The organism is Ruegeria sp. CDSA141, assembly GCF_059612005.1.
Genome location: NZ_JBXWPT010000015.1, coordinates 1 through 25,702, shown reverse-complemented (window position 1 = coordinate 25,702; position 25,702 = coordinate 1). Strand labels below are relative to the sequence as shown.

Annotated in this window: 23 protein-coding genes, 1 tRNA gene and 1 pseudogene; 13 read left to right on the top strand and 12 right to left on the bottom strand. The window is 56.8% G+C overall.

Features of this window, described 5'->3' with window-relative positions; genetic code table 11:
• Positions 1-38: 38 nt before the first annotated feature.
• From AC2FLP_RS17560 to AC2FLP_RS17550, 3 genes are all read left to right on the top strand, one after another.
• Positions 39-1,337 (top strand): capsule polysaccharide biogenesis protein, encoded by a 1,299-nt coding sequence (locus AC2FLP_RS17560; protein WP_299895942.1) that lies wholly within the window; start codon positions 39-41, stop codon positions 1,335-1,337.
• An 80-nt stretch (positions 1,338-1,417) separates the two neighbouring features.
• Positions 1,418-2,551, top strand: a complete 1,134-nt coding sequence (locus tag AC2FLP_RS17555; protein WP_299895939.1) for a polysaccharide biosynthesis/export family protein — start codon at positions 1,418-1,420, stop codon at positions 2,549-2,551.
• 3 nt (positions 2,552-2,554) lie between these two features.
• The gene (locus AC2FLP_RS17550) at positions 2,555-4,555 is read left to right on the top strand and encodes a capsule polysaccharide biogenesis protein (protein ID WP_299895935.1); all 2,001 of its coding nucleotides are present in this window, start codon (positions 2,555-2,557) and stop codon (positions 4,553-4,555) included.
• A gap of 2 nt (positions 4,556-4,557) precedes the next feature.
• Here the strand turns inward: AC2FLP_RS17550 and ribD are convergent, their stop codons facing one another.
• The 6 genes and pseudogenes from ribD to AC2FLP_RS17520 all read right to left on the bottom strand — a co-directional run bounded on the left by ribD (position 4,558) and on the right by AC2FLP_RS17520 (position 8,148).
• Entirely contained in the window at positions 4,558-5,658 is a 1,101-nt protein-coding gene (gene ribD, locus AC2FLP_RS17545; protein ID WP_299895932.1) for a bifunctional diaminohydroxyphosphoribosylaminopyrimidine deaminase/5-amino-6-(5-phosphoribosylamino)uracil reductase RibD, read from the bottom strand.
• A complete protein-coding gene (gene nrdR / locus AC2FLP_RS17540) occupies positions 5,655-6,125 on the bottom strand; it encodes a transcriptional regulator NrdR (RefSeq protein WP_117869416.1) in 471 nt (156 codons plus the stop codon). Before nrdR ends, ribD begins: the two co-directional genes overlap by 4 nt.
• A 120-nt stretch (positions 6,126-6,245) precedes the next feature.
• The gene (locus tag AC2FLP_RS17535; RefSeq protein WP_117872795.1) at positions 6,246-6,659 is read right to left on the bottom strand and encodes a secondary thiamine-phosphate synthase enzyme YjbQ; all 414 of its coding nucleotides are present in this window, start codon (positions 6,657-6,659) and stop codon (positions 6,246-6,248) included.
• A gap of 21 nt (positions 6,660-6,680) precedes the next feature.
• On the bottom strand, positions 6,681-7,085 hold the full coding sequence (locus AC2FLP_RS17530) for a hypothetical protein (protein WP_117869417.1): 405 nt from the start codon (positions 7,083-7,085) through the stop codon (positions 6,681-6,683).
• Between the two features lie 78 nt (positions 7,086-7,163).
• Positions 7,164-7,472, bottom strand: a pseudogene (locus AC2FLP_RS17525) (DUF4166 domain-containing protein); the annotation flags it as partial.
• Between the two features lie 238 nt (positions 7,473-7,710).
• Positions 7,711-8,148, bottom strand: coding sequence for a thiol-disulfide oxidoreductase DCC family protein (locus tag AC2FLP_RS17520; protein WP_496685206.1), 438 nt, complete (start codon positions 8,146-8,148; stop codon positions 7,711-7,713).
• Between the two features lie 343 nt (positions 8,149-8,491).
• Here AC2FLP_RS17520 and AC2FLP_RS17515 point away from each other — a divergent pair, with 343 nt between their 5' ends.
• Positions 8,492-9,532 carry a helix-turn-helix domain-containing protein gene (locus AC2FLP_RS17515; protein ID WP_496685203.1) on the top strand — a complete coding sequence of 347 codons (1,041 nt, stop codon included), beginning with the start codon at positions 8,492-8,494 and terminating at the stop codon, positions 9,530-9,532.
• A gap of 150 nt (positions 9,533-9,682) precedes the next feature.
• Here the strand turns inward: AC2FLP_RS17515 and rpoD are convergent, their stop codons facing one another.
• The 4 genes from rpoD to AC2FLP_RS17495 all read right to left on the bottom strand — a co-directional run bounded on the left by rpoD (position 9,683) and on the right by AC2FLP_RS17495 (position 15,658).
• Positions 9,683-11,671, bottom strand: coding sequence for an RNA polymerase sigma factor RpoD (gene rpoD, locus AC2FLP_RS17510; RefSeq protein ID WP_299895913.1), 1,989 nt, complete (start codon positions 11,669-11,671; stop codon positions 9,683-9,685).
• Positions 11,672-11,784: 113 nt separating this feature from the next.
• Positions 11,785-13,731 carry a DNA primase gene (gene dnaG / locus AC2FLP_RS17505; RefSeq protein WP_496685199.1) on the bottom strand — a complete coding sequence of 649 codons (1,947 nt, stop codon included), beginning with the start codon at positions 13,729-13,731 and terminating at the stop codon, positions 11,785-11,787.
• Positions 13,732-13,811: 80 nt separating this feature from the next.
• A complete protein-coding gene (locus tag AC2FLP_RS17500) occupies positions 13,812-14,108 on the bottom strand; it encodes a hypothetical protein (RefSeq protein ID WP_496685196.1) in 297 nt (98 codons plus the stop codon).
• A 119-nt stretch (positions 14,109-14,227) separates the two neighbouring features.
• A complete protein-coding gene (locus tag AC2FLP_RS17495) occupies positions 14,228-15,658 on the bottom strand; it encodes a Glu/Leu/Phe/Val family dehydrogenase (protein ID WP_117869424.1) in 1,431 nt (476 codons plus the stop codon).
• Between the two features lie 334 nt (positions 15,659-15,992).
• Here AC2FLP_RS17495 and AC2FLP_RS17490 point away from each other — a divergent pair, with 334 nt between their 5' ends.
• The 3 genes from AC2FLP_RS17490 to AC2FLP_RS17480 are packed head-to-tail and all read left to right on the top strand — an operon-like array spanning position 15,993 to position 18,755.
• A complete protein-coding gene (locus AC2FLP_RS17490; protein ID WP_496685194.1) occupies positions 15,993-17,630 on the top strand; it encodes a pilus assembly protein TadG-related protein in 1,638 nt (545 codons plus the stop codon).
• Positions 17,627-18,157, top strand: a complete 531-nt coding sequence (locus AC2FLP_RS17485; RefSeq protein WP_496685191.1) for a TadE/TadG family type IV pilus assembly protein — start codon at positions 17,627-17,629, stop codon at positions 18,155-18,157. The genes AC2FLP_RS17490 and AC2FLP_RS17485 overlap by 4 nt, the downstream gene beginning before the upstream one ends.
• Positions 18,158-18,161: 4 nt before the next feature.
• Positions 18,162-18,755, top strand: a complete 594-nt coding sequence (locus AC2FLP_RS17480; protein ID WP_496685188.1) for a TadE/TadG family type IV pilus assembly protein — start codon at positions 18,162-18,164, stop codon at positions 18,753-18,755.
• Here the strand turns inward: AC2FLP_RS17480 and AC2FLP_RS17475 are convergent.
• On the bottom strand, positions 18,720-19,199 hold the full coding sequence (locus AC2FLP_RS17475; RefSeq protein WP_496685185.1) for a hypothetical protein: 480 nt from the start codon (positions 19,197-19,199) through the stop codon (positions 18,720-18,722). The two genes, AC2FLP_RS17480 and AC2FLP_RS17475, sit on opposite strands and share 36 nt — an antisense overlap.
• 157 nt (positions 19,200-19,356) lie before the next feature.
• On the opposite strand from AC2FLP_RS17475, the gene AC2FLP_RS17470 reads away from it, so the two are divergent.
• A complete protein-coding gene (locus AC2FLP_RS17470) occupies positions 19,357-20,268 on the top strand; it encodes a pirin family protein (protein WP_299895898.1) in 912 nt (303 codons plus the stop codon).
• A gap of 21 nt (positions 20,269-20,289) precedes the next feature.
• Here the strand turns inward: AC2FLP_RS17470 and AC2FLP_RS17465 are convergent, their stop codons facing one another.
• The gene (locus AC2FLP_RS17465; protein ID WP_299895895.1) at positions 20,290-20,877 is read right to left on the bottom strand and encodes a TetR/AcrR family transcriptional regulator; all 588 of its coding nucleotides are present in this window, start codon (positions 20,875-20,877) and stop codon (positions 20,290-20,292) included.
• 102 nt (positions 20,878-20,979) lie between these two features.
• Here AC2FLP_RS17465 and AC2FLP_RS17460 point away from each other — a divergent pair, with 102 nt between their 5' ends.
• The 5 genes from AC2FLP_RS17460 (at position 20,980) to AC2FLP_RS17440 (ending at position 25,702) form a co-directional block, all read left to right on the top strand.
• Entirely contained in the window at positions 20,980-21,228 is a 249-nt protein-coding gene (locus AC2FLP_RS17460) for a hypothetical protein (RefSeq protein ID WP_299895892.1), read from the top strand.
• Positions 21,229-21,355: 127 nt separating this feature from the next.
• Complete coding sequence (locus tag AC2FLP_RS17455; protein ID WP_496685181.1) at positions 21,356-22,642, top strand: homoserine dehydrogenase; 1,287 nt, start codon at positions 21,356-21,358, stop codon at positions 22,640-22,642.
• 69 nt (positions 22,643-22,711) lie between these two features.
• Positions 22,712-23,695 carry a class II fructose-bisphosphatase gene (gene glpX, locus AC2FLP_RS17450; RefSeq protein ID WP_117869433.1) on the top strand — a complete coding sequence of 328 codons (984 nt, stop codon included), beginning with the start codon at positions 22,712-22,714 and terminating at the stop codon, positions 23,693-23,695.
• Positions 23,696-23,786: 91 nt separating this feature from the next.
• The gene (recJ, locus tag AC2FLP_RS17445; protein WP_299895887.1) at positions 23,787-25,529 is read left to right on the top strand and encodes a single-stranded-DNA-specific exonuclease RecJ; all 1,743 of its coding nucleotides are present in this window, start codon (positions 23,787-23,789) and stop codon (positions 25,527-25,529) included.
• A 98-nt stretch (positions 25,530-25,627) separates the two neighbouring features.
• Positions 25,628-25,702 (top strand) — tRNA-Glu (locus tag AC2FLP_RS17440).

Below are 25,702 nucleotides of genomic sequence, written 5' to 3'. Positions count from 1 at the left end.
GGCATAGTTTCAGCAACAAAACCAAAAGAGCAGTCCAGATGCCGCAAACGCCTTCAGGCTCAGATGATCGGGTCTTCCTGTTCCTTCAGGGGCCTCATGGACCGTTTTTCTCGGCGCTCGGGCAGATGTTACGCGCCACGGGGGCGCAAGTCTGGCGGGTTGGGTTCAATGCGGGCGATCAGGCTTTCTGGTTTGACAAAGCATGTTTCATCGCATTTCAGAACCAGCCCGGCGATTGGCCCAAAACACTGAACAGATTGATTGCCGACAAGGCGGTCACGGATATCGTTCTTTATGGCGACACAAGACCTGTCCATGCCCGGGCGGTTGAGATCGCCAAGTCGCACGGGCTTACCATTCACGTTTTCGAAGAAGGTTATCTGCGGCCTTGGTGGGTCACGTACGAGCGGGATGGATCAAACGGGCACTCGCGTCTCATGTCATTGGATGTGGACCAGATGCGGCAGGCTCTGGCCCAGTCGGACAGCAAGGCACCTCCGCCTCCGTCACATTGGGGGGACATGCGGCAACATATTTTCTACGGCGCCCTCTATCATTGGTTCGTGATGTTTCTGAACCGGAGATACCGCAATTTCAGGCGCCATCGTGATCTGTCGGTTTCGCAGGAGTTCAGATTGTATTTCAAACGTCTGATGTTGATGCCTGTTCATCGCCTGCAACGCAGCGTTGCGACGGCGCGTGTCAGATGGGGGGGCTTCCCATATCACCTCGTGCTGCTGCAACTCGGGCATGACAGTTCGGTTCAGGCCCATTCCCGTTTCTCCTGTATGTCCGATTTTCTGGAGCTGGTCATTGCCGGATTCGCGCAAGGCGCACCGACGCACCACAGACTGGTCGTGAAAGAGCACCCTCTGGAAAACCACCGTGAACCATTGCACCTGCGTGCCATGGAGATAGCCAGGAAACACGGAGTACAGAACCGTGTTCACTATGTCCCCGGCGGCAAACTGGCAAGTTTGCTGGATGAGGCAAATTCGGCCGTCACCGTGAACTCCACTGCGGGGCAGCAGGTCTTGTGGCGGGGTATTCCGCTGCGGATTTTCGGGCGTTCGGTTTATGACAAGACCGACTTCGTATCGCAGCAGTCGATCGCTGCTTTTTTTGCTGACCCTGACTCGCCTGATGTCGAAGCATATCGCAGCTATCGGCAATTCCTGCTGGAAACCAGCCAGGTTCCGGGCGGCTTTTATTCCCGGCGCGGACGTCGGCAATTGTTGCGCCGCGCCGTGGACATGATGCTAAGCAGCAGCGACCCCTATCAGGCCATTCTGAACAAGAACGAGGCGCAGACGCCACAGTTGAAAATCGTCGAGTAGACCGGATGCTCTGTGACTGGAAGTTGAGCGATTTACCGGGTAATCTTCCGGCAACAACAAAAGACTGAGGATATCCGGCAGTGCAATTCTCTCCTAAGCGATGGATGCGGGGGGTTTCCCTTGTGGCCACAATCGGCTTGCTGGCGGCCTGCCAACTTCCGAAATCCGGGCCAAACAAGACCGAAATTCTGGCTGGCGCAGTTCAGAATGGCGGCAACGCGTTTGTCGTCGAAGTCGATGATCGCGTGACACGCCTCACATCCGCCGTGCCTCAGTTTGGCTTTTCTTCCTCGTTCAGCAGCGCCCAGGCCTTGACCGCCGACACTGTACGGCCCGGAGACGTGCTGGGCCTGACCATATGGGAAAACGTGGACGACGGTTTGCTGTCCGGCGAAACCGGTACGGCAACCGCCCTGGATGAAGTTCAGGTCGACAGCGACGGTTTTATTTTTGTCCCTTATGCAGGTCGGATACGGGCCGCAGGTAACACGCCGGAACAGCTTCGCGTTTTGATCACGAACAAGCTGCGTGAACAGACACCCGACCCACAGATCGAAGTGCGGCGTGTTGCTGGCGACGGATCCACCGTCTCGCTGACAGGAACTGTTGCATCCCCCGGCATCTATCCGATCGAACGCCCAACCCGTTCGCTGCTTGGCATGCTGTCTCAGGCGGGCGGGGTTTCTGTAGCGTCAGATATCGCGCTGGTGACTCTGATCCGAGGAGATCAAAAGGGCACCGTCTGGTACGAAGACCTGTTCCGCAATCCAAAACTGGACGTCGCATTGCGTGGCGGAGACCGCATTTTGGTGGAAGAAGATAGCAGATCATACATCGCTCTAGGTGCCACAGGTGGCCAATCGCGCGTCGCCTTTGAAAGCCAGGATCTTTCTGCGCTGGAAGCGTTGGCCCAGGTCGGTGGTTTACTGACGCTGTCCTCTGATCCAACCGGTATTTTCATTCTGCGAAAAGAACGCCAGGACGTCGCACGCAGTATCACCGGACGCGCCGATTTTAAGGGCGACCAGCGTATGATCTACCTGCTGAACCTGACGGCCCCCAACGGCCTGTTCATTGCGCGGGATTTCGTGATCCGCGACGATGATACGATTTACGTGACCGAAGCACCCTATGCACAGTGGAGCAAATCCATCTCGCTTATCGCTGGTGGCCTGACCCCCATCGCAAACGTTGCCACGCTGACCGGCAACTGATGCATGGTACCCGATCCGGACAGCGCAGCCGGGGCCAAGCGCACCCAGCTGTTTGTCTATAACGGTGGCTTCCTGACGCAGAAACGTCTCAGGCGTATTCTGACGCTTTCGGGCTATGACATTCGCCTGGGTTTTCCCAAGGATGGCGGCTGCGTAGGACTCTGGGGTAACAGCCCTACTGCGTATCGGGGTCTACGGGTCGCCGAAAAATACAATGCCCCGGTTCTGCGCGTCGAAGACGCCTTGCTCAGGTCCCTGCATCCGGGCCGTGCCGGTGAACCCCCGTTGGGCCTGTTGCTGGACCGTTCAGGCCCGCATTTTGATGCAGCCGAACCTTCGGACCTTGAGAAGTTGCTGAACGCTGATCCGCTGGACGACACCGCGCTGCTGAACCGCGCGCGTGCCGCGATCGAGCGGGTCAGGGAGCTGCACCTCAGCAAGTATTCAGCGTTTGACCCGGGTATTGTCGCACCCACCCCCGGATATGTACTGGTCATTGATCAGACGGTTGGCGATGCTGCTGTCACGGCAAGTGGTGCCGATCGTGCCCGTTTTCTTGAAATGCTGGTGGTCGCACAGGAGGAGAATCCCGGCGCGCGCATTTTGATCAAGACACATCCAGAAACGCTGGCGGGTCATCGTCAGGGGCACTTTACCGATCAGGACCTGACAGACCGGGTCACTCGGTTTGACAAGCCGATCAGCCCCTGGCCCCTGCTTGAGGGCGCAATCGCGGTCTATACCGTATCCTCGCAACTGGGCTTCGAAGCGATCCTGGCCGGTCACAAACCGCGCATTTTCGGCCAACCTTTCTACGCCAGTTGGGGCCTGACGCAGGATGAATTCCCAGTCCAACGCCGTCAGCGCAATCTGACCCGCGCGCAACTGTTCGCGGCCGCGATGCTGCTTTACCCGACTTGGTACGACCCTTACCGAGATCAGCTGTGCGAACTGGAAACGGTTCTGGACACGTTGGAGGCACAGACCCGCGCGTGGCGGCAGGACAGGCACGGTTGGACCGCCGCTGGCATGCGCTTGTGGAAACGAAGACACTTGCAGCAGATTTTCGGGCGACATGGCAAGTTGCGCTTTACGTCCACACAGCCTGTCGCCTCGGATCGCCCCCATATGGTCTGGGCCAGTCAGGCGCGCGAAAGCGAAGGGGCAGTTCGCGTGGAAGACGGATTCTTGCGTTCACGCGGATTGGGGGCCGCACTTGTTCCGCCTCTATCCTTGGTAACGGACAAAATCGGCATCTACTACGACCCCACAAAACCCAGCCAGTTGGAAAACCTGATCGGCGAGCGCGCAACATTGCGTTCGGATCAGGAATTACGCGCTGAAAGACTTGTTGAGAGATTGCTGGCCGATGGTTTGAGCAAGTACAACTCGGGCCAGCCAGCGCCTTCACTGCCCAACGGGCATCGTATTCTTGTGCCCGGACAAGTTGAAGATGATGCCTCGATCCTTTTGGGCACCAACACAGTGCGTAGCAATCTGGCACTGCTGCAAACCGCGCGCAAGGCCAACCCCAACGCGATCCTGATCTACAAACCGCACCCAGACGTCGAAGCCGGGTTACGGGATGGCCAGATAGACGCAGAGGCACTTGCAGACCTTGTTGTGACCCATATTGACCCCGCCTCTCTGCTTCCGCAGGTGCACGAGGTGTGGACGATGACATCGCAGTTGGGGTTCGAGGCATTGTTGCGCGGGGTGAAGGTCACGACTCTGGGGGCGCCCTTCTATGCGGGATGGGGCCTGACCACCGATCTCGATACCGTTCCCGTCAGGCGAGGCGCACGGCCATCGCTGATGGGCTTGGTGCACGCCACCTTGATTGACTATCCGCGCTATTTCGATCCGATCACCAGACAACCCTGCCCTGTCGAAGTGGCTGTTGAACGCTTGGCGCTGGGGTATTCGGCACCGTCTGGTCCGTTCAATCGTTTCCTGGCAAAGCTGCAGGGCGCGTTCGCGACGCACGCTCATCTTTGGCGTTGACGTTATTCCGACGCTCTGCGCCAACGGTGCAAAACATCCCCGCCGACCGCCTGCGTTTCGATCAAATCGAACCTCGGTGCGACCTCCAGCGTTTCCAGACCAAGTGTCCCGACCGCGGCCAGTCCTTCGGCTCCGATGGTCAAACCGGCAGTGAACCCGATCAGTTCGTCCACCAGATCCTCAGCCAGCAACGAGGCCGCAAGCGCAGCCCCACCTTCGCAGAACACGCTGGTCAGACCGGCCTGACCCAGTTGCTGAAGCAGATCCAACGCATCGATATGGTGGTCCTTCAACGCGCAGGGGATCAGCTTTGCCCCCAATCCCTCCCACGCCTGTGCACGTTCGGCATCCGGGTGATGCGCATGGCAGAGCCAGACAGGTATCTTTGAGGCCGTGCGCGCCAGCTGCCCCATCAGAGAAATATCCATATGGCGGGACACCACGACGCGGACGGGTTGATGCTCAACGCCAAGATCCCGAACGGTCAGCGAGGGGTCGTCGGCGCGCGCCGTCCCTGCCCCGACCATCACTGCATCGTGACGTGCACGCATGGCATGGACCAAACGACGTGCTTGCGGTCCGGTGATCCATTGGCTGTGCCCTGTCGAGGTCGCGATGCGCCCGTCAAAACTGCTGGCCATCTTCAGCGTCACAAAAGGCCGGCCTTGTTCAGTCTTGAGGAAGAAGCCTTCCAGATCCCGTTCTGCCTGTTCCGCAAGAACGCCATTTACAACGTCAATCCCCGCCTCGCGCAACATGGCAAAACCCTGCCCAGCCACGCGCGGATCGCTGTCTTCGACAGCGGCCACAACACGGGATACACCTGCCGCAATCAAGGCCTCGGCGCAGGGCGGCGTTTTGCCGTGATGGGCACAGGGCTCCAGCGTTACATAGGCGGTCGCACCACGCGCACCCTGCCCGGCCTGAGCCAATGCTTCGGTCTCGGCATGAGGGCGGCCACCCGGTTGTGTCCAGCCCCGCCCAATGATCCGGTCATCACGAACGATGACGCACCCTACGGCGGGGTTCGGCCAGCAGGTCCCCTGACCGCGCCGCCCCAAAGACAGGGCAAGCGCCATAAATCGCTTATCTGCTTCGTTCACTCGTCAGTCGAAGGCTGCGGCGGGCGCAGTTCGTGGACGAACTCCTCGAAATCATCGGCCGCCTGGAAATTCTTGTACACACTCGCAAAGCGAACATAGGCGACAGTGTCGATCCGCGCCAGAGCTTCCATAACGATTTCACCGATCTTGTTGGACGGGATATCCGTGTCGCCCATGCTTTCCAGACGGCGCACGATGCCCGAGATCATCTGATCGATCCGTTCGGGATCAACGGGCCGTTTCTGCATCGAGATGCGGATCGAACGCTCCAGCTTGTCGCGATCGAAATCCTCGCGTTTACCATTGGTTTTTATGACAACCAGATCACGCAGCTGCACACGTTCGTAGGTCGTGAACCGTCCGCCACAGGCCGGGCAGAACCGGCGTCGGCGGATAGCCACGTGGTCCTCTGCCGGGCGTGAATCTTTCACCTGAGTGTCGATATTTCCGCAAAACGGGCAGCGCATCCGCCGTCTCCTCGTACCATGTTCGGCCTCTTTTTGTAAGCGCTGCGGCTTACTTATCCACAACTATAGGGCAGCCGCTAGGGTTTGGGTAGTCGGAAATTCAAACCGCTAAATAAAGGGTCAGGCCAGATGCGCTGCAACCTTCCTTTGATGCGGCGCAGTACGGTGTTCAAACAGGTAAATCCCTTGCCATGTTCCAAGCACAGGCCGGCCCTGCGACACCGGGATCGTCAGCGAAACCGGCATGAGCGCCGCTTTGATATGCGCTGGCATATCATCCGGGCCTTCATACGTGTGCCTCAGGTAGGACATGGCGGGGTTGTCTGACCGAGGAACGAGCCGCTCAAAAAACGCCTGAAGATCAGTTTGAACCTCGGGGTCCGCGTTTTCCTGGATCAACAACGAGCAAGAGGTGTGGCGAACGAACAGAGTCAAAACCCCATCCTTCGCTACCCGTTCAAGCCATTGCAGCACATCAGACGTAAATTCGTACAGCCCCGGCCCTTGAGTGTGCAAAACGAATTCAGTCTGCATCGTTACAATCCCGCGCGCCAATCAATCGTTGAAGAACGGCCGATAGTTACACCGTGCATTCGCACCTTGTATAGATTCACTGTTACCGGGCTGAAACCCGAACGAAACAAAGCTGCTTGGTTGCACATCAACCGACTGAGGCTGCTTAATCGAAAACTGAACTGCTGTTCTGCGCCCGGTGGTGACACTGGGCCCGTATCCTCGCAACACATAAATCCGGTCCATCCAGCCCAACCCCAAGGTCCGGCGCGCATAGTCCGCGGCCGCGCACCAATAGCCTTCGACACGTTTGTCACCGCGCGGGATGACCTCAAAATCAGTGGCGTTGATGGGTTCTGTTCGAAATCCATTCGGCGCAGCATCTGCTGTCATGGGGATACTGAGGGTCAAGGCGGCCAGCGCGGCGAAGGTGCATAACTGTTTCATCGTTAATTCTTCCCTGATTGCTTGTTCCAAATAGGTTAGACGAACTTCATCGCGTGCACAGGGCACCTCACGATCAATTCAACCCGCTTCGTGCATTGCGTGATCCGGCGTGAGCCAGCCCTGATAGCGGATCAGCAGACCCAATCCCGGTGCCTCTGCTGACACGTCGAACCTGAACCGGCCCGTTGCATCCTGCCATTCCCGTGTATGCGAACGTGGCACCGCAAAAAAAGGTACCGGGATGCCCAATACTGTCAGGCGGAGGATCCTGATATACAGCGCGCCGTTCTGCCAGCTGGGCTTCAGCCAGATTGAAATCGCTCCGAAATCCTCGCGGACACTTGCCCGCGTGCTGTCATAGGTCAGACAGGAGGTTGTGCGATGGCCGGCGAAGTCGCGTTACCAAATTACGGCCTGACCTTCTGAGCGTACCTTCACTGATACTGCGACGTCCTTTCCGTCCTGCGGAATCCGGCCACGCGCGTTGCAAAAGCAACCAAGGCACCTGCGCCAAGCTCGATATCGCATCGACCTGAGTAGGATGCCTCGGAGCTGTGCAGCCGAAGGACCGCATCTGGCACGTCATCAACCGAACCAAGCGCCTGCAAAAACGGATCCCACGACATCAATATCCATCGCTCGCAAAACGTGCCTTCACATCAGGTCCCGGCACCAAACATGTCTTGGTTTTTCCGAACAATGTATATCTGTTTCGCGCAATCAGGCTGTAAATCGGATCTTTGACTAAACCGGGCAGGAACCGGCACACCGAAAGCAGCGGCCACAAACCCGGCAATTGACGCATCGCGGCGGCAAACGCATCCAGATTTTGATAGGCTGCGCCATTCACTATCACCAGATTTGTCTGAAAGTCGCATGTGGGCAGATCAAGGTCGCGATACAGTTTTTGTCCAAGGGGTGACTGCGCTGTCGCGAATTGGAAATTCCGTGACCGATCACGTTCAAGCATGAATCGGAAAAAGCCCGAACACAGAACGCATTCACCATCAAATACGATCAGGTTTCCAATGCGGGTATCTGTGTTTCCGGCCTTGTCTCGCATTCGCATCGCACAAGTGTCATCATTCGAGTCAGGATGACAATTCCAGCGTCGCAGAACAATGCGACACTTGCGGAAGAAAAAGAGTGTGCCGGGGAGCCCTGAGCGGAGGCTGGTGATTTCTCCGAGGCTCTGACCTCATCCCCATAAAGGTCTCGACCCGGCAACGCTGCTGATTTGGGCAGCCAGGCGCCTCAGTTCATGTGCGTTCCGGTCAAAACCTTTCGAGAACTTGCCAACACATCGAACGCCGTTGCACAATCCCCCTAGCCAATAGCCAAGGTCAAAAACGGGATTTCTGTGATAGCCTGTTAGAGTATTTGAGAACGTAAGGTGTTGTTCCACGATGGATGTAGATATCGGCCGACTACATTTTTTGACCCGGGCGCTTGATCGCCTCACCGGCAATAGCGAAGTATCTCAGCGGGTAATGATGCAGACCGGGCTTCGACAGCAAGACATCGCGCCCCCTGCCGCAGTCTACAGTGCGCATAAAGAGGCCCTGTTCATCCGACACGCCTGTGACGCCGTTGGTGACATCACATTTGCGGCACGCACTGGGCTCGAGGTCACGTCGGCTTCGACCGTTACAGGGTATATCAGCAAATACTCACGCGATTTGAAGCAGGTGATGGAAAACCTGTCACGCTTTCACGGAATCATCGACCCGGCCATCGGGCTCAGCTTCCGTGTTGCCGGTAACTTCGCGGCGCTTGAGGCCGATTGGAAAGATGCGAGCTTTGCCCGCTATCATCGGCGCACGGAATTCCTGTTGTTCGCTGCGTTGGCAAGAATGAGGAACCTGACGCAGGTGAACTTGTACCCGATTGAGATGCGCTTTCAGCACAAAGTTGGAAACCACGTCAAAACCTACGAAAAGCTGGTAGGTTGTCCCGTGGTTTTCGGAGCTGAAAAGATCGAGATCATTCTGCCGTTATCTGCGCTGGATTTGCAGGTGCCGACCTATGATCCCAAGCTGCGGGCGCATTTGCTCGAATACGGTGAAAGACTGCTGGCCGAGAAGCCATCCCCCAAGAATATGACCCGTGCCCGTGTCGAAGGGCTGATCACCCGATCCCTGCCCGGCGCAATCCTGCAAGCCGAAGATGTAGCCGCTGATCTGGGCATGAGCCTCAGAACCTTCAGCCGACGCCTTAAGGATGAAGGCACCAGCTATCGCGATATTGTTGACGATCTAAGGTGTGATCTGGCCCAGACATTCATCACAAATGGCATGACTCTGTCTGAAATCTCATACGCGTTGGGGTATGCTGATCAGGCTGCTTTTTCGACCGCCTTCAAACGGTGGACAGGTCAGCCGCCCAGCGCCTTTAAGACCCGTGTGGAACATCCCATTCGGACAGCTGGCCAGGGGTCATCGGTGTGAAAAACCTCGCCCCGGCCTGTCCCATGAGTGGACTGGACCGATATAGAAAGGCACACCGCCCGGACCTTGTGCGTTCTCGCCAATGTGATGTGAGAACCAGCCAATGTGAACAAAATGAAAAAAGGCGCCTCGGTCGAGGCGCCTAAAAGTTTACTGATCCAGGAACGAACGGAGTTTCCGCGAACGGCTGGGGTGTTTCAGCTTCCGCAGCGCTTTCGCTTCGATCTGACGGATACGTTCGCGGGTAACACTGAACTGTTGGCCGACCTCTTCCAGAGTGTGGTCGGTGTTCATGCCGATGCCGAAACGCATCCGCAGAACCCGTTCCTCGCGCGGGGTGAGCGAGGCAAGAACCCGGGTCGTGGTTTCCTTGAGGTTTTCCTGAATGGCACTGTCCAGCGGCAGCACGGCATTCTTGTCCTCAATGAAATCGCCAAGCTGGCTGTCTTCCTCGTCGCCGATGGGCGTTTCCAGCGAAATCGGCTCTTTGGCGATTTTCATCACCTTGCGAACCTTTTCCAGCGGCATTTGCAGCTTTTCCGCCAGTTCTTCCGGCGTCGGTTCACGACCGATCTCGTGCAGCATCTGACGACCGGTCCGGACCAGCTTGTTGATCGTTTCGATCATATGAACCGGAATACGGATCGTGCGGGCCTGATCCGCGATCGAGCGGGTGATCGCCTGCCGGATCCACCAGGTCGCATAGGTCGAAAACTTGTAGCCACGGCGGTATTCGAACTTGTCCACGGCCTTCATCAGGCCAATGTTGCCTTCCTGAATAAGATCAAGGAATTGCAGGCCGCGATTCGTGTATTTTTTGGCAATTGAAATCACCAGACGCAAGTTCGCTTCGACCATTTCCTTCTTGGCCTGCCGCGCTTCTTTCTCGCCCTTCTGAACCTGCTGCACGATGCGGCGGAATTCAGAGATATCCAGACCGACATACTGACCAACCTGGGCCATGTCGTTGCGCAGTTCTTCAACCTTGGCGGTTGATCGTTCGATGAACATCTGCCAACCCCGGCCCGGTTTTTCAGCCATCTCGGCCAGCCAGTTCGGATCAAGTTCCCGCCCGCGATAAGCGTCGATGAACTCACGGCGGTTAATGCGCGCCTGATCCGCCAGTTTCACCATCGAGCTGTCCAGCGACATGACGCGACGGTTGATCCCATAAAGCTGGTCAATCAATGCGTCGATACGGTTGTTGTGCAGGTGAAGACCATTCACCAGCTCGACTATCTCGGCCCGCAGCTTCTGATACGTCGCCTCGTCTTTTTCGCTGAAAGTGCCGTCTTCGTTCAGCGTGGCCGAAATCCGGCTGTCCTGCATTTCAGACAGCATCGAGAAGTCGGTCGAGATGCGCTCCAAGGTTGTCAGAACCTGATCCTTCAGCGCCGCTTCCATCGCGGCCAGCGACATGTTGGCCTGATCGTCGTCATCGTCATCGTCGTCGTTGTTCAGCGGGTTGCCATCGGCATCCAGCTCAGGGCCGTTATCCTTGGCCGGCTTGTTCGCCTGCACCGCCGACGTATCAACGACCGGCTCATCAACGTCACCGTCTTCGTCCAACTGGTTGCCGAACGTGGTTTCCAAATCAATGACATCCCGCAGAAGAATGTCTTCGGACAGCAATTCGTCGTGCCAGATTGTGATCGCCTGGAAGGTCAGCGGGCTTTCACACAGGCCGGCAATCATCGTGTTGCGACCGGCTTCGATCCGCTTGGCGATTGCGATCTCGCCCTCGCGGCTCAGCAATTCAACCGAACCCATCTCACGCAGATACATGCGGACGGGGTCGTCCGTGCGGTCCAGCTTTTCTGCGCCTGCTCCAGCCAGTGCAACCTCACGGTTGCTTTCCGCGGCAACCAGTTCGGTCGAGCCTTTGTTCTCTTCTTCTTCGGCCTCTTCATCTTCGATGATGTTGATGCCCATCTCGGACAGCATCGACATAACGTCTTCGATCTGTTCCGAGCTGACCTGATCAGGCGGCAGGACCTGATTGAGCTGGTCGTAGGTGATGTAACCTTTCTCGCGAGCCTCGGCGATCATCTTCTTGACGTTGGCCTGGCTCATGTCCAGCGAGATTTCCTGTTCCTGCTCGTCGGATTTGCGGTCTTCGTTCGTATCCTTGGCGGCCATTCAATGCTCCTGCAGGGATGGGTGATTCGTCTCAGCCGAATCATTAGCGCGTATAAGTGATTCGGCCACCCGTTTACCCGTTTTTCTTTTCCAGTGCCTTACGAAAACACCACTTATCGGCGTTTCCGCTCGAATTTGATACCTGACGTGATCGCCGCAAACGCGTCTTTCTCGTCACGATTGATTCGCGCGCCGTTGTCGGCGACGTCGAATACGGCCCGGTCTTCGTTCTGGCTGCGGCTTGTTCGGTTACGCTCTTCGGCGGCTTGCGCCAGCCGATATGTCAGCGCCTCATCAGCCAGATCAGACAGTTCTTCTGAAGCTTCGGCAATCTCGGCATCCAACCCCCGGAGCGCTTTGATTTTCGCGAGTTCCTCGGCCAGTGTCATTTCGGCCTTTTCTACGTCGCCTGGCTTGAACACACAGGGGATAACTGCCACATGGCGAAGCGTCAGCAGGTTTTCAAGGGCGTCAGGTCCCATTGATGCGATAATGTGGTCTTTCAGGTTGTCCGGATCATCGATCGCATGACGCAGAACAGCATCGCGCAATACTGCGTGGTCAGGATCGTGACACTCCATTTCTTCCAACTGTTGCTCAAATTGAACAACAACCTTGGGATTCAGGATTGAGATCGCCAGAATAGCGGCTTCGCGCAGATGGATGTCCGCGTTTTCCGAAGAGGCCAGAAACGAACTGCGCGCGCCCGGCGTCGCTTTTTGCGGCGGCTGCCATTTGCCGCGCGGTTGCCACTGACGATTTTGCGGTTGTCGTTGTGGGCGGAACAGTTGCCAGCGCAGATCTTTGATTTCCTGCCCGTAATGCGAACGGATCGACGGGTCCCGGATAAGCTTGATCTTGTCGCGCAAGGATTTATCCAAAGCCGCCTTGCGCTCGGGGCTGTCGAAAACCTTGCCTTCGGTCTCGCGCTGCCACAGCAGCTTGACCATCGGAATGGCACCATCCAGCACAGCCTTTACGGCCCCTGCCCCTTCGGCGCGCAAAAGATCGTCCGGGTCCTTACCTTCAGGCATCAAAGCAAAACGCATGGATTTTCCGGCCTCCAGCAGAGGCAGCGCCAGATCAACCGCCCGCATGGCCGCTCGCAGACCTGCTGCATCCCCGTCCAGCGCTATGATCGGCTCATCTGCGATCCGCCAGAGCAGTTGCAACTGGTGTTCCGTAATGGCCGTTCCTAACGGTGCAACCGACGCACCAAAGCCCGCCTCGGCCAGCGCGATCACGTCCATATACCCTTCGGCCACGATCAACGGCTGCCCTTTGCCCGCCGCCTGCCGCGCTGGACCTTGATTGTAAAGGCTGCGCCCCTTGTCGAACAACTCGGTCTCGGGTGAGTTCAGGTATTTCGCGTTGTCATTCGGGTCCATCGCGCGGCCACCGAATGCAATGCAGCGCCCACGCGGATCACGGATCGGGTACATGATCCGATTGCGGAAGGTGTCGTAGGGTTTTTTGCCCTTGTTTGAAGGCTTGGCCAGCCCGGCGCCAAGGATCAACTCCTCTTCGATGCTCTTGCCGCGCAGGTGATCCCAAAGCGCCTGCCAACCGTCCGGCGCAAACCCGATCTCCCACCGATCCAGCGCCCTTTGATCCAGACCCCGGCGCGACAAGTAATCCCGTGCCTCTGCCCCCGCCGCTGTTTTGAGCTGCAAGCGGAAGAACTGCACGGCCTGCTCCATCACATCGGCAAGCTGACTGCGGCGGTCCTGCTTTTCCTGCGCCTTGGGATCACGCGCAGGCATCGGCATCCCGGCCTCGCGGGCCAATATTTCAACGGCTTCGATGAACGAGACATTCTCAGTCTCTTTCACGAAGCTGATCGCGTCGCCCTTGGCGTGACAGCCGAAGCAGTAATAAAACCCCTTTTGGTCGTCGACATGGAATGAGGCTGTCTTTTCGTGATGAAACGGGCAAGGCGCCCACATGTCACCCTTGCCTTGATTGGATTTGCGCTGATCCCACATAACCTTGCGCCCGACGACCTGAGACAGGCTCAGGCGGGTGCGTAGTTCATCCAGAAATCCGGGGGGCAGTGACATGGGTCAAACCTGACAGAAACGGGAACGCGCGCCAAGGGTATGACGCGCGTTTGTCCACAGGGAAATGATGGTGCTGTGGATTATTGCTGCAAACACAGCTCAAGCCACGCGGCACCCAGATCCTTTTTGCGCACGTCGCGCATCTTTTGTTCGTAGACCCACGGTGTGATCAGCGGGATCGCGGCGTTATAGTTCTCAGGCCATGATGGGTCACTATCTGCAACGGCTTGTGCTACATCACGTTCTTTCACGCGATCCAGCCGGGCCTTTTGTATCGCGGCTACGACATCAGCCTGATACTTGCAGCTTTCTTCCTTTGTTTCCTGTGCGGCCAAAGGGGTGGCCAGCAGAGCCGCGACAATGGCTATACGCAACATGGGGGTCTCCGGGATTCGTTTCTCTGAGTGTCTACTATCCGTCAAACTAACGGGCCACCATCGACATTCAAGCCGCAGAACGTTCAGGCGGGGCGAAATGATCATCCCGCCTGTTTGATTCAGAGCCCCTTGGCGCGATAGCTTTTGGCCACGCGGTCGATCGCGACGATATAGGCCGCAGTACGCAGGTCTTCGACATCGTCACGGCTGTGCCACACCTCACGCATCGACTGGTAGGCAATACGCATGGTGTCATCGAGGCCTGAGCGCACCAGTTCAAGCTCATCAGCACCCTTGAGGTACTTGGCCTTGAAGTCTGGCGACATCGACCACGCATCACCCAGATAACGGTCCAGCCGCTCCAGCTCGCTGACAATCAGTTCATGCCGCGCCTCTTCCTGGCGACGCTGCATCCGACCGAAACGAATGTGGCTAAGGTTCTTGACCCATTCGAAATAAGATACCGTCACACCGCCCGCGTTGGCATACATATCCGGGATGATGATGGTGCCTTTCTTGCGAAGAACCTCATCCGCGCCAGCAGTGACCGGGCCATTCGCGGCCTCTATGATCAAAGGCGCTTTGATCCGATCAGCGTTGGACAGGTTGATGACAGCTTCTAGGGCTGCCGGGATCAGGATATCGCACTCAGCCTCCAGAACGCTTGCGCCTTCTGCTGAATGTGTCGCGTCCGGGTAATCCTTGACCCCACCATGCTTGACGATCCACTGCCGAACGGCTTCGACATCGATACCGTCCGGGTTGTACAACGCCCCGTCCCACTCGATGATACCGACAACGCGCGAGCCGTCTTCCTCGCTCAGGAACTTTGCCGCGTGGTAGCCCACGTTGCCGAGCCCCTGCACCACGACGCGCTTTCCATCCAGCTTTCCCGACAGGCCAGCCTTCTGGATGTCTTCAGGGTGACGAAAAAACTCGCGCAGAGCATATTGTATGCCACGACCGGTCGCCTCGACCCGCCCCGCGATGCCACCTGCGTTCAATGGCTTACCGGTCACACAGGCACGCGCATTGATATCGGTGGTGTTCATCCGCGCGTATTGGTCGGCCATCCAGGCCATTTCGCGTTCGCCCGTGCCCATGTCGGGCGCCGGAACGTTTTGCGACGGGTTGATCAGATCGCGCTTGGCAAGCTCATAGGCAAAGCGTCGCGTGATCTGTTCCAGCTCGTGCTCTTCGTATTTCCGCGGATCGATGCAAAGCCCACCTTTCGAACCGCCGAACGGTGTTTCGACAAGAGCACATTTGTAGGTCATCAGCGCAGCCAGAGCTTCGACCTCATCCTGGTTCACCGCGGTAGCGTAGCGAATGCCGCCTTTGACCGGCTCCATATGTTCGGAATGGACAGACCTGTACCCGGTGAAGGTGTGGATCTCGCCGCGCAGGCGCACACCAAACCGAACGGTGTAGGTCGCGTTACAAACCCGGATTTTCTGCTCCAGCCCCGGCGGCAGTTCCATCAGGGCTGCCGCCCTGTTGAACATCAGGTCAACACTTTCGCGAAAGCTTGGTTCTTGGATGCCGGTCATAAAATCCTCCGTACCGCTGGATGACGAAACGTCATGACGTTTTGTCGCACCACTCAACGCTGGCTGCAATCAAACAATGCACTTTTTTTCATCACCTTCTTAATAGCAACTTAAGCACCTGATAGTGAGTCGCCCAATCTGGTCAATCGCTTAACTGATTGTCTTCATTTCATCGACAGACTAGGGGAAAAAGCTAAAATTATACCCCGTGGGCGCTCAAAAAGGCCAAAACCAAGCCTTTTTCGCCCAATTCACGCCACGTTTGAAAATTAAATTGAACCCAAATTTCTTTTCTATGTCGCACCAATTCGAAGTGCGGAGCGGAGTCATCAAAATGATAAAATTCTCGCTTCATATAGTCCGTATGCAGCCGAAGCGCAAAGTTTCAAAGTTGCACAAGTTCGCCTCGGAAGAAGACGGTACTTTCACCATTTTCACTCTACTCATGATCATCCTCATGTTTGCGATCACCGGCGTCGCGATGGATTTTATGAATTACGAGCGTGACCGTGCAAATCTGCAATCCACATTGGATCGCGCAGTCCTAGCGGCAGCCGACCTTGATCAGGACCTTCCTCCTCAGGAAGTCGTTGACGCTTATATGGTGAAGGCGGGACTAGGCCACCTCGAAAAAACCGTAACTGTTACCGAAGGGTTTGGCTCCAGAAGTGTCGTAGCAACGGCCGACGCCGTCGTTCCAACGCGGTTTATGGGATTTGCAGGTATTGAAGCCTTGGGAGTGAGGGCCGTCAGTGCCGCCGAAGAGTCCATTGGCGCAGTCGAGATTTCTTTGATTCTCGACATATCCGGCTCAATGTCACGATCTTCGGCCACTTCGGGAAAAAGCAAAATTGCAGTGTTGAAAGAAGCGGCATCAGAGTTCGTAAGGCTTATGCTCGACAAACCTGATGATACCCAGATCTCAATCTCGATCGTTCCATACGCAACTCAAGTCAACGCCGGCGCCTCGATCTTGGACAAATTTACTAATGTCACTCAGGAGCACAGCTACTCTCATTGCGTAAACTTTATCCCGGAACAGTACAGCGACGCTGACCTGCATCGTTCGGATACACTCGAACGTACGGCCCATTTCGACCCGTTCACATATTCTGAGGGCTCTATCGATCTTCCTGTTTGTCCGGTACGCGCGGGCAGCGCAATCACACCCGTGACCGACAACATGAACAAGTTACTAAGCCAGATCGCCTCTCTAACACCCGGAGGGAATACATCAATCGATATTGGGATGAAGTGGGGGACCGCCCTTCTTGATCCGAGTATGCGCGGGATTGTACAGGATCTATCACTCGAAACAGACCCTTCCTATCCATCATCATTCATTGTTCCACCAAAGTTCTCCGTTCGCCCTTCGGATTACGGAACTGACGTCCTGAAAGTGGCGATTGTCATGACAGATGGTCAGAACACCGACCAGTACATGCTGAACCCATCACTGCGTGAAGGAATGTCTGATGTATGGTACAATCAAGAAGCAGGCGAATACACGGTTTATCATTCGCAGGGCAATCCCAATTTTTTCTGGCCTCAACAAGATACCTGGGAGGATCACCCATTTGGTAATCCAGAACCAGAGACTCCGCTCAATGAAGAAACCGGCACCGCCGTACGACTGACATATCCAGAACTTCTCAACCGTACATCGTTGGCTTGGAACGCAAGATACAATTACTACTGGCAATCCAGTGGTTGGGCTGAATGGTATTCCAAAGCTTACTCAAAAGTGGAAACTTCAGCCAAAAACCAGCACACAAAACATGTTTGTGACGCTGCAAAAGATGAAGGCATCATTGTTTATGGTATCGCATTCGAAGCGCCAAGAAGCGGCTTCAGAACTCTGAAAGACTGTGCCAGCTCTGACAGCCACGTATACGATGTAAGCGGCCTGAATCTGGAGAAAGCGTTCGAGTCTATTGCCTCGTCTATTCGCAAGCTAAGGCTGACCCAATGATCCGCAATGCACTCTTTAGATGTCGCCTTTTTAAGCGGTCGGAAAGTGGAAACGCTACGATTGAATTCGTTATGATCATTCCGTTTTTTCTTGCTTTGCTTGTGGCTGGCGCGGAGGTATCAATCATTACAACGCAGCATGGTGCGCTGGAACGCGGCGTTGATCTGGTCGTACGGGACATTCGTCTCGGCACAGGTGCCAACTGGGATCATGATGAAATCAAGAACCAGATCTGTGACGTTTCCGGCATTCAAAACTGTAAAGAGAACTTGCGACTACAAATGATCCGCCAAGACGCTTTTAGCGGCATTTCGCTTTCCAATGAGGCATCCTGCACTGACAGTTCTGAAGATGTAAAACCTGTACTGGAATTCGAAAGCGGACAATCCAACGAACTAATGATCTTACGTGCCTGCTTGCGCATCGATCCGGTACTCGAAACTTCGGTAATTGCGCGCACCGTGCCTGATGCGTCCGGCCACTATTCATTGACCGCAACGACTGCATTCGTACAGGAGCCACTGTAAGATCATGTCCGTAATGAAAAATCTAAAGAACCGCGTCAAGGCGTTCAAACGGGAGGAAAGTGGCGTTCTAACCGTAGAAGCCCTTATGATTTTTCCTTTATTTCTGTGGACGATAACGTTTACGTTCACTGCTTTTGAGGGATTTCGTCAAAGTGCCTCTAATCTGAAGGCGGCCTACACGGTTAGCGACCTGATCTCGCGAGAAACGCAGGCCGTTACCGATATCTACATCAACTCTGTTCACGACTTGTTGGGGAAGATGGTCAATAACAGATCCGATGTGAAAATGCGGGTCTCTTTGATCCTCTACGATGAAGATGACGATCGTCACTATGTCCGTTGGTCGACAGTGCGCGGTTTTGATAATGAATGGAATAACAACAACATTCGGGAAATCGAAGATCGTCTTCCTCCAATGCCCAATCAGGACACGGTCATTTTGGTGGAAACGTCCAACGAGTTCGTTCCTACGTTCAAACCTGGTTGGGATTTTGCAACGGGCATTACCTTTGAGAATTTCATTTTTACACGCCCCCGCTTTACTAACAAAGTCGCGTGCAACCTAACCAAAACCCCGTTCGTCTGCGACAATAGTTGACAGAACTTCGGACATGAACTTGGCCTCGGCGGCAGACGTCATGCCGCCTATTCCGACACGGTGACCAATTCGCCACCACAATCCGGGGGCCCATTGTTTTGTCGCTTTGTGCTTTGTACGAACCAGAAAGCCGTTTGACGGCTTGAATGCGAACGCACCGCGATCCACCGATTCAATATCGTCCACTTTTGCGATCACCTGGCCTGACCCAGTACGCAACTCCGACTGCGTCAGTTCAATATGGTCCTGGGTCGCCTGCCAAACGCGGTAGGCCAGCCAAAGCGACGCGCCACCAACGGCAAACAGAAACACTTGCCACTCCGGTTCTGGCGGCGATGCCAAAGCAACGTATGTAACCAGCGCCCCAACCGTTGACAGCATCCCTACTCCGACCCACCGTCTGGGGGATGATGCCTGAATCGTTGCCAGCACTTCGTCCTTCATGGATGTCTCCTGTTCGTTCAGCTTCGGCTTAGCGACTTTCCATCGGAAACAACAGGGCTTTGGTCACGCAGCAAATTTGCACAGGTCCGGTTAGTTCACGCAAATTGACCGCATTCACGCATAGGTTACATGCTGATCAAACGAACCGGAGGCCAACATGTCCCTTAGACCTACATTGGAAACACGCAGGGCCACCCCGACAATGGAAGGGGCTGGCGTGAAACTTCACCGCGCATTCGGGTTTCAGGACCCGTCAGAACTTGATCCTTTTCTGCTGTTCGATGACTTCAGAAATGAACGGCCTCAGGACTATCAGGCCGGTTTTCCCTGGCATCCGCATCGCGGGATCGAGACGATCACCTATGTTCTGGCCGGATCGGTCGAGCATTCGGATTCGCTGGGCAACACCGGCACTCTGGGCGCCGGTGACGTACAATGGATGACGGCGGGGTCCGGTATCCTGCATCAGGAGATGCCCCAGGGAAACACCTCGGGGCAGATGCACGGGTTTCAACTTTGGGGCAACCTGCCTTCGGATCAGAAGATGACTGCCCCGCGCTATCAGGATGTTCAAAGCAAGGACATCCCCGAAGTCACTGATGACGACGGCACGACCGTTCGGGTGATTGTCGGCGATTTCTGGGGCAAGACCGGCCCCGTGGATGGCATCGCGGCAGATCCACAATATCTGGACATCTCGGTCCCCGCAGGTTTGAAAAAGACCTTCCGCATTGACACTTTCCGTCGTGCCTTTGCCTATGTGTTTCAAGGTCAGGCAGCCTTTGCAGATGCATCACAACCGTCCGGTGTGCTGCTGGAGAAAGAGGTCGCCGGGCAAGAGATGAATATCCGGGATATGTCGGGCGACCGCACGCTTGTCCGTTTCGGGACGGGGGACGAAATCACCGTTCAGGCTGGCCCCGAAGGCGTGCGGTTTCTGCTGATCTCGGGGGCTCCGATCAATGAACCCGTCGCCTGGCATGGCCCGATCGTGATGAACACGCGGGCCGAACTTGAACAAGCCTTTCGGGACCTGCGCAACGGGACCTTCATTCGCCCTGCGCACTGACACTGTGACGGTCTGGCCGTGTCAGGCCGTCACCGCCTTATGCACCATGTTCCAATAGATCTGTTCAACCTCGTCCAGTGACAGCCGCCCTCCGGACCTGTACCAGGTCATCACACCGTTCAACATGGCAATCACCGCCAGCGTGGCGATCTTGGTGTCCGGTATTGCAAACTGACCAGCCTGTTGGCCAGAGTGAAGGATGTCTTCCAACGCGTTTTCGTACTGACGCCGAAGGTCTTCGATTTCGGCGAAGTTTTCGGGTGAGAGGTTGCGCAGTTCCATATAGGCGATGAACACCTCGTCAGGGCGTTGCAGATGGAAACGAATGTGAAAGCCAACAAATCGGCGCAACGCTTGCTGACAGTCATCGCAGCGCTCCAGCGCGTCGAGCGCTGAAAGCAGCTCCTGCATATGTTCCCGCATTAACCGATACAGCAAACTCTGCTTGTCCGGCGTGTAATTGTACAACGCCCCCGCTTGAACGCCGACCTCTTTCGCGATCTGTCGCATCGAGACCGATGCATAGCCGTGGCGGGCAAACAGGTTCAGGGCCGCCTTTCGGATGCGCGGGCCTGTAATATCAGAGTGGGAGCCTTGAGTACGTGCCATGCGCCCACAGTATCTGAACAAATGTTCATATAGAACCCCGCTTGATCGACGCCAGTAAAAGGTGCATCACGAAAGGACGAGCGAAACCGAAAAGCGTGCCACATGAAACTGCTTCCTGTTCTGCCTATTATTCTTGTGTTTGCGGGGTGTTCAGACTTTCCCGAACTTGAAGGAAGTGAACCGGCCTCGGTCAAATCGGCCCCCTACCCGCGTCTTGTCCCGTTGCAGGAAACTTTGGGGCCTTCTATTGACCCCATCAGCCAGGCCGCAGAGGTGGAAGAAGACCTGACGCAGCGCAGCGAGGCGCTGGCTAAAAAGGCCCTGGCGCTGCAAAACGCGCAAACCAACTAAAGCGCGACATTTCATGCCTACAATCCCCCGGTGACGGATTGCACCCTTGGCCTGAACCCGATAAGGCAGCGCTGATCGGGCGGGCGTCCGAATTCAGATAAGTTTCGAGCGAAAAGGAACCCACGAAATGACACAGGCACTGCGGCTGGGAATTGCGGGCTTGGGAACTGTCGGCGTGGGTGTCGTCAAGATTGTCCGCCGCCATGCAGAGTTGCTGAAGACACGCACGGGCCGATCGATTGAAATCGTGGCCGTATCTGCGCGGGATCCAAACAAAAACCGTGGCGTGAACCTGTCAGATTATGCGTGGGAAACCGACCCGGTTGCGCTGGCAAAACGCGACGATATCGATGTCTATGTCGAACTGATGGGCGGCGAAAACGGCCCTGCCAAAGCCTCGGTCGAAGCCGCGCTGGCCAGCGGTAAAGATGTAGTGACCGCCAACAAGGCGTTGCTGGCTATTCACGGGCAGGAACTGGCCGAACAGGCCGAAGCCGCAGGTCGCGTCATCCGGTTTGAGGCCGCAGTCGCGGGCGGTATCCCCGTAATCAAATCCCTGACCGAAGGGCTGGCCGGAAACGAGATCACGCGTGTGATGGGCGTGATGAACGGCACCTGCAACTACATTCTGACCCGGATGCAATCGCAGCGCCAGGGCTATAACGCCCTGTTCGACGAATGCGCCGAACTTGGGTATCTTGAGGCCGACCCCAATCTGGATGTCGGTGGCATCGACGCCGCGCACAAACTGGCTTTGCTGGCCTCGATTGCTTTTGGCACCAAGCCGAATTTCGACGGGATCGAAATCGAAGGCATTCAGCAAATCAGCCTCGACGACATCGACCAGGCCGAGGATATGGGCTTCCGCATCAAGCTGCTGGGCGTGGCACAGCGCACTGCGCGCGGGCTGGAGCAGCGCATGCAACCTTGCCTTGTGCCCAGCGACTCGCCGTTAGGTCAATTGGAAGGCGGCACCAACATGGTGGTGATCGAAGGCGACGCGGTGGAACAGGTTGTTCTGCGCGGCCCCGGTGCAGGCGAAGGCCCGACCGCCAGCGCCGTAATGGGCGACGTCTGCGATCTGGCACGTGGGTTGCAAATCCCGACCTTTGGTCGACCGGCCAATTCGCTGGAAACTGCGGCCCCCGCTGTCACCGGTCTGCCGGCGCCTTATTATCTGCGGCTGGGCCTGTTGGACAAACCCGGTGCTCTGGCCAAGGTTGCAGCCATTCTGGGCGATGCGGGTGTCTCGATTGACCGGATGCGCCAGTATGCCCATGCCGAAAGCACAGCGCCTGTGTTGATCGTTACCCACAAAACCACCCGCGCCGCGCTTGACGTCGCGCTGGACCGGTTCCGGGAAACGAATGTGGTAGCTGGCGACCCCGTCGCTTTGCGGATTGAAGAGGTTTGAACTTGCGGCCTGCATGAAACGCAAGCTATGCCGATAGAAACGGCTTTAATGACCAGAGGATACTGAACAATGAGTGCTGCCAAAACCGATTTCAACGACCGCCTGCTGTCTCTGGGGCTGGCAAGGGTGGCAGAACAGGCTGCGCTGGCCTCGGCTTTTCTGGTTGGGCGTGGTGACGAGAAAGCCGCCGACCAGGCCGCCGTAAACGCGATGCGCGAACAGCTGAACATGTTGGACATTGCTGGCGTCGTGGTGATCGGTGAAGGTGAACGCGACGAAGCTCCGATGCTTTATATCGGCGAAGAAGTCGGCACCGGAAACGGCCCTGGCGTGGACATCGCGCTGGACCCGCTGGAAGGCACAACGCTGACCGCCAAGGATATGCCCAACGCACTGACCGTGATTGCAATGGGTCCTCGCGGTTCCATGCTGCACGCGCCGGACGTTTACATGGACAAGCTGGCCGTTGGTCCGGGCCTGCCCGAGGGTGTCGTCAATCTGGACATGTCTCCGCGTGAACGCGTTGAGGCACTGGCCAAGGCCAAAGGCTGCAAACCGGCCGACATCACCGTCTGTATTCTGGAACGTCCCCGTCACGAGGCGATGATCGCCGAAGTACGCGAAACCGGAGCCTCGATCCGCCTGATCACCGATGGTGACGTGGCGGGCGTCATGCATTGCGCTGAAAGCGAAGTGACCGGCATCGACATGTATATGGGCCAGGGTGGCGCTCCCGAGGGGGTGTTGGCTGCTGCTGCGCTGAAATGCATGGGCGGTCAGATCTTTGGTCGCCTGTTGTTCCGCAATGATGACGAACGGGGCCGTGCTGCCAAGGCCGGCATCACTGATCTGGACCGGGTATATTCGCGCGATGAGATGGTGACTGCGGATGTGATCTTTGCCGCTACAGGCGTAACCGGCGGCTCTCTGTTGCCGCGCATCAAGCGCGAGCCGGGTTGGGTGGAAACCACGACGCTGCTGATGCGGTCAAAGACCGGGTCCGTGCGCCGCATGTCGTATCGTACTCCCACTTGGCCGCACGACAACGCTTAACGGCTTGCGCCGTTGCCTTCGGCCTGCATAACTTGAAGAAACGAAAAGGCCGGGTCCGCGAGGGTCCGGCCTTGGCACATAAGAGGCATGGATGAGTTTTCTTGGGGTTGAGCAATCATTGACAGGTCGGCGCTGGGTTGGCCCGGGAGCCGAGGTGGAACGGGCTGCCGAGATGATGGCGCAACAGACCGACCTGCCTCGTGCGGTATGTCAGGTTCTGGCCCGTCGTGGCGTGCCGGTCATGGAGGCGCGCGGCTTCCTGGATCCAAAACTCAAGGAACTGCTGCCCGATCCTCGCGACATGAAAGACATGGAAGCGGCGGCGACACGCTTCCTGGACACCGTGCGTCGTCGCGAGAAGATCGCGGTGTTCGCAGATTACGATGTTGACGGCGGCAGTTCTGCCGCGCTGCTGCTGGTTTGGCTTCGGCAGATGGGATTGCAGGCGACCCTTTATGTGCCGGATCGGATTGATGAGGGATATGGTCCCAATGCCCCGGCAATGCGAGAGCTGGCAGCCAGCCACGATCTGATCATTTGCGTCGATTGCGGCACCCTCAGCCATGAACCGATTGCCGCAGCCAAGGGTGCGGATGTAATTGTGCTGGATCATCACCTTGGCGGCGAAACCCTGCCGGACTGCGTTGCCGTCGTGAATCCCAACCGGCAGGATGAAAGCGGTGATCTGGGCTATTTCTGCGCGGCGGGTGTCGTGTTTCTGATGTTGGTCGAAGCTGGGCGCCAAATGCGCGAGGCGGGCGCAAAGGGGCCTGACCTGATGTCGATGCTGGACCTGGTGGCCCTGGCAACCGTGGCTGACGTCGCGCCTCTGATCAGTGCCAATCGCGCCCTTGTTCGACAAGGCCTGAAAATGATGGCGCAAAGGCAACGCCCCGGACTTGTCGCATTGTCCGATGTCTCACGCATGGATACGGCGCCTAACAGCTATCACCTGGGTTTTCTGCTTGGTCCCCGCGTTAACGCGGGCGGTCGCATCGGACAGGCCGATCTGGGTGCCCGCCTGCTGAGCACGGATTCCCTGCCCGAGGCACAGGCCCTGTCCGAACGGCTGGACGCGTTGAACACAGAACGCCGGGACATTGAAAATGCCGTACGCGCTGCAGCAATGGAACAGGCCGAAGGCCGCGGTCTCGACGCGCCACTGGTCTGGGCAGCCGGTGAAGGCTGGCACCCGGGTGTGGTGGGCATCGTGGCGTCTCGATTGAAGGAAACCGCCAACCGTCCGGCCATTGTGATCGGTTTTGACGGTGATGAGGGCAAAGGCTCGGGCCGCTCGGTCTCGGGTGTGGATTTAGGGGCGTCGATCCAGCGGCTCGCGGCTGAAGGGTTGCTGGTCAAGGGTGGCGGCCACAAGATGGCCGCTGGACTTACCGTCATGCGCGACAAACTGGAACCTGCCATGGAACGTCTCAGTGAATTGCTGGCAAAACAAGGCGCAGGTCAGGGCGGCCCGGCGGATATGAAGCTGGACGGTGCCCTTATGCCGGGTGCGGCGACAGTGGAACTGGTCGAACAGATCGAACAGGCCGGACCCTTTGGTGCCGGAGCCCCCGCCCCGCGATACGCGCTTCCGGATCTCCAGGTGCGTTTTGCCAAACGTGTGGGGGAAACGCATCTGAAGCTGTCGTTGTCCGATGGCATGGGCGGCGGGCTGGATGCAATTGCCTTTGGTGCCTTTGACGGTCCGATGGGCGAGAAATTGTCAAATCATGGTGGCGCACGCTTTCATTTTGCAGGCCGACTTGAGGTGAACACCTGGGGTGGACGCCATTCCGTGCAACTCAGGCTCGAGGACGCGGCAGAGGCAAGTTGACGTCTCGCCCAGATGGGCCAAAAAACTTTCAACTCCCTGCGTTTTTCGGCTTGCGGGGGTCACAGTGAAACCGTAAAAGGCCCTCCACAAGCCAGCGTGGCCCGTTCGTCTATCGGTTAGGACGCCAGGTTTTCAACCTGGAAAGAGGGGTTCGATTCCCCTACGGGCTACCA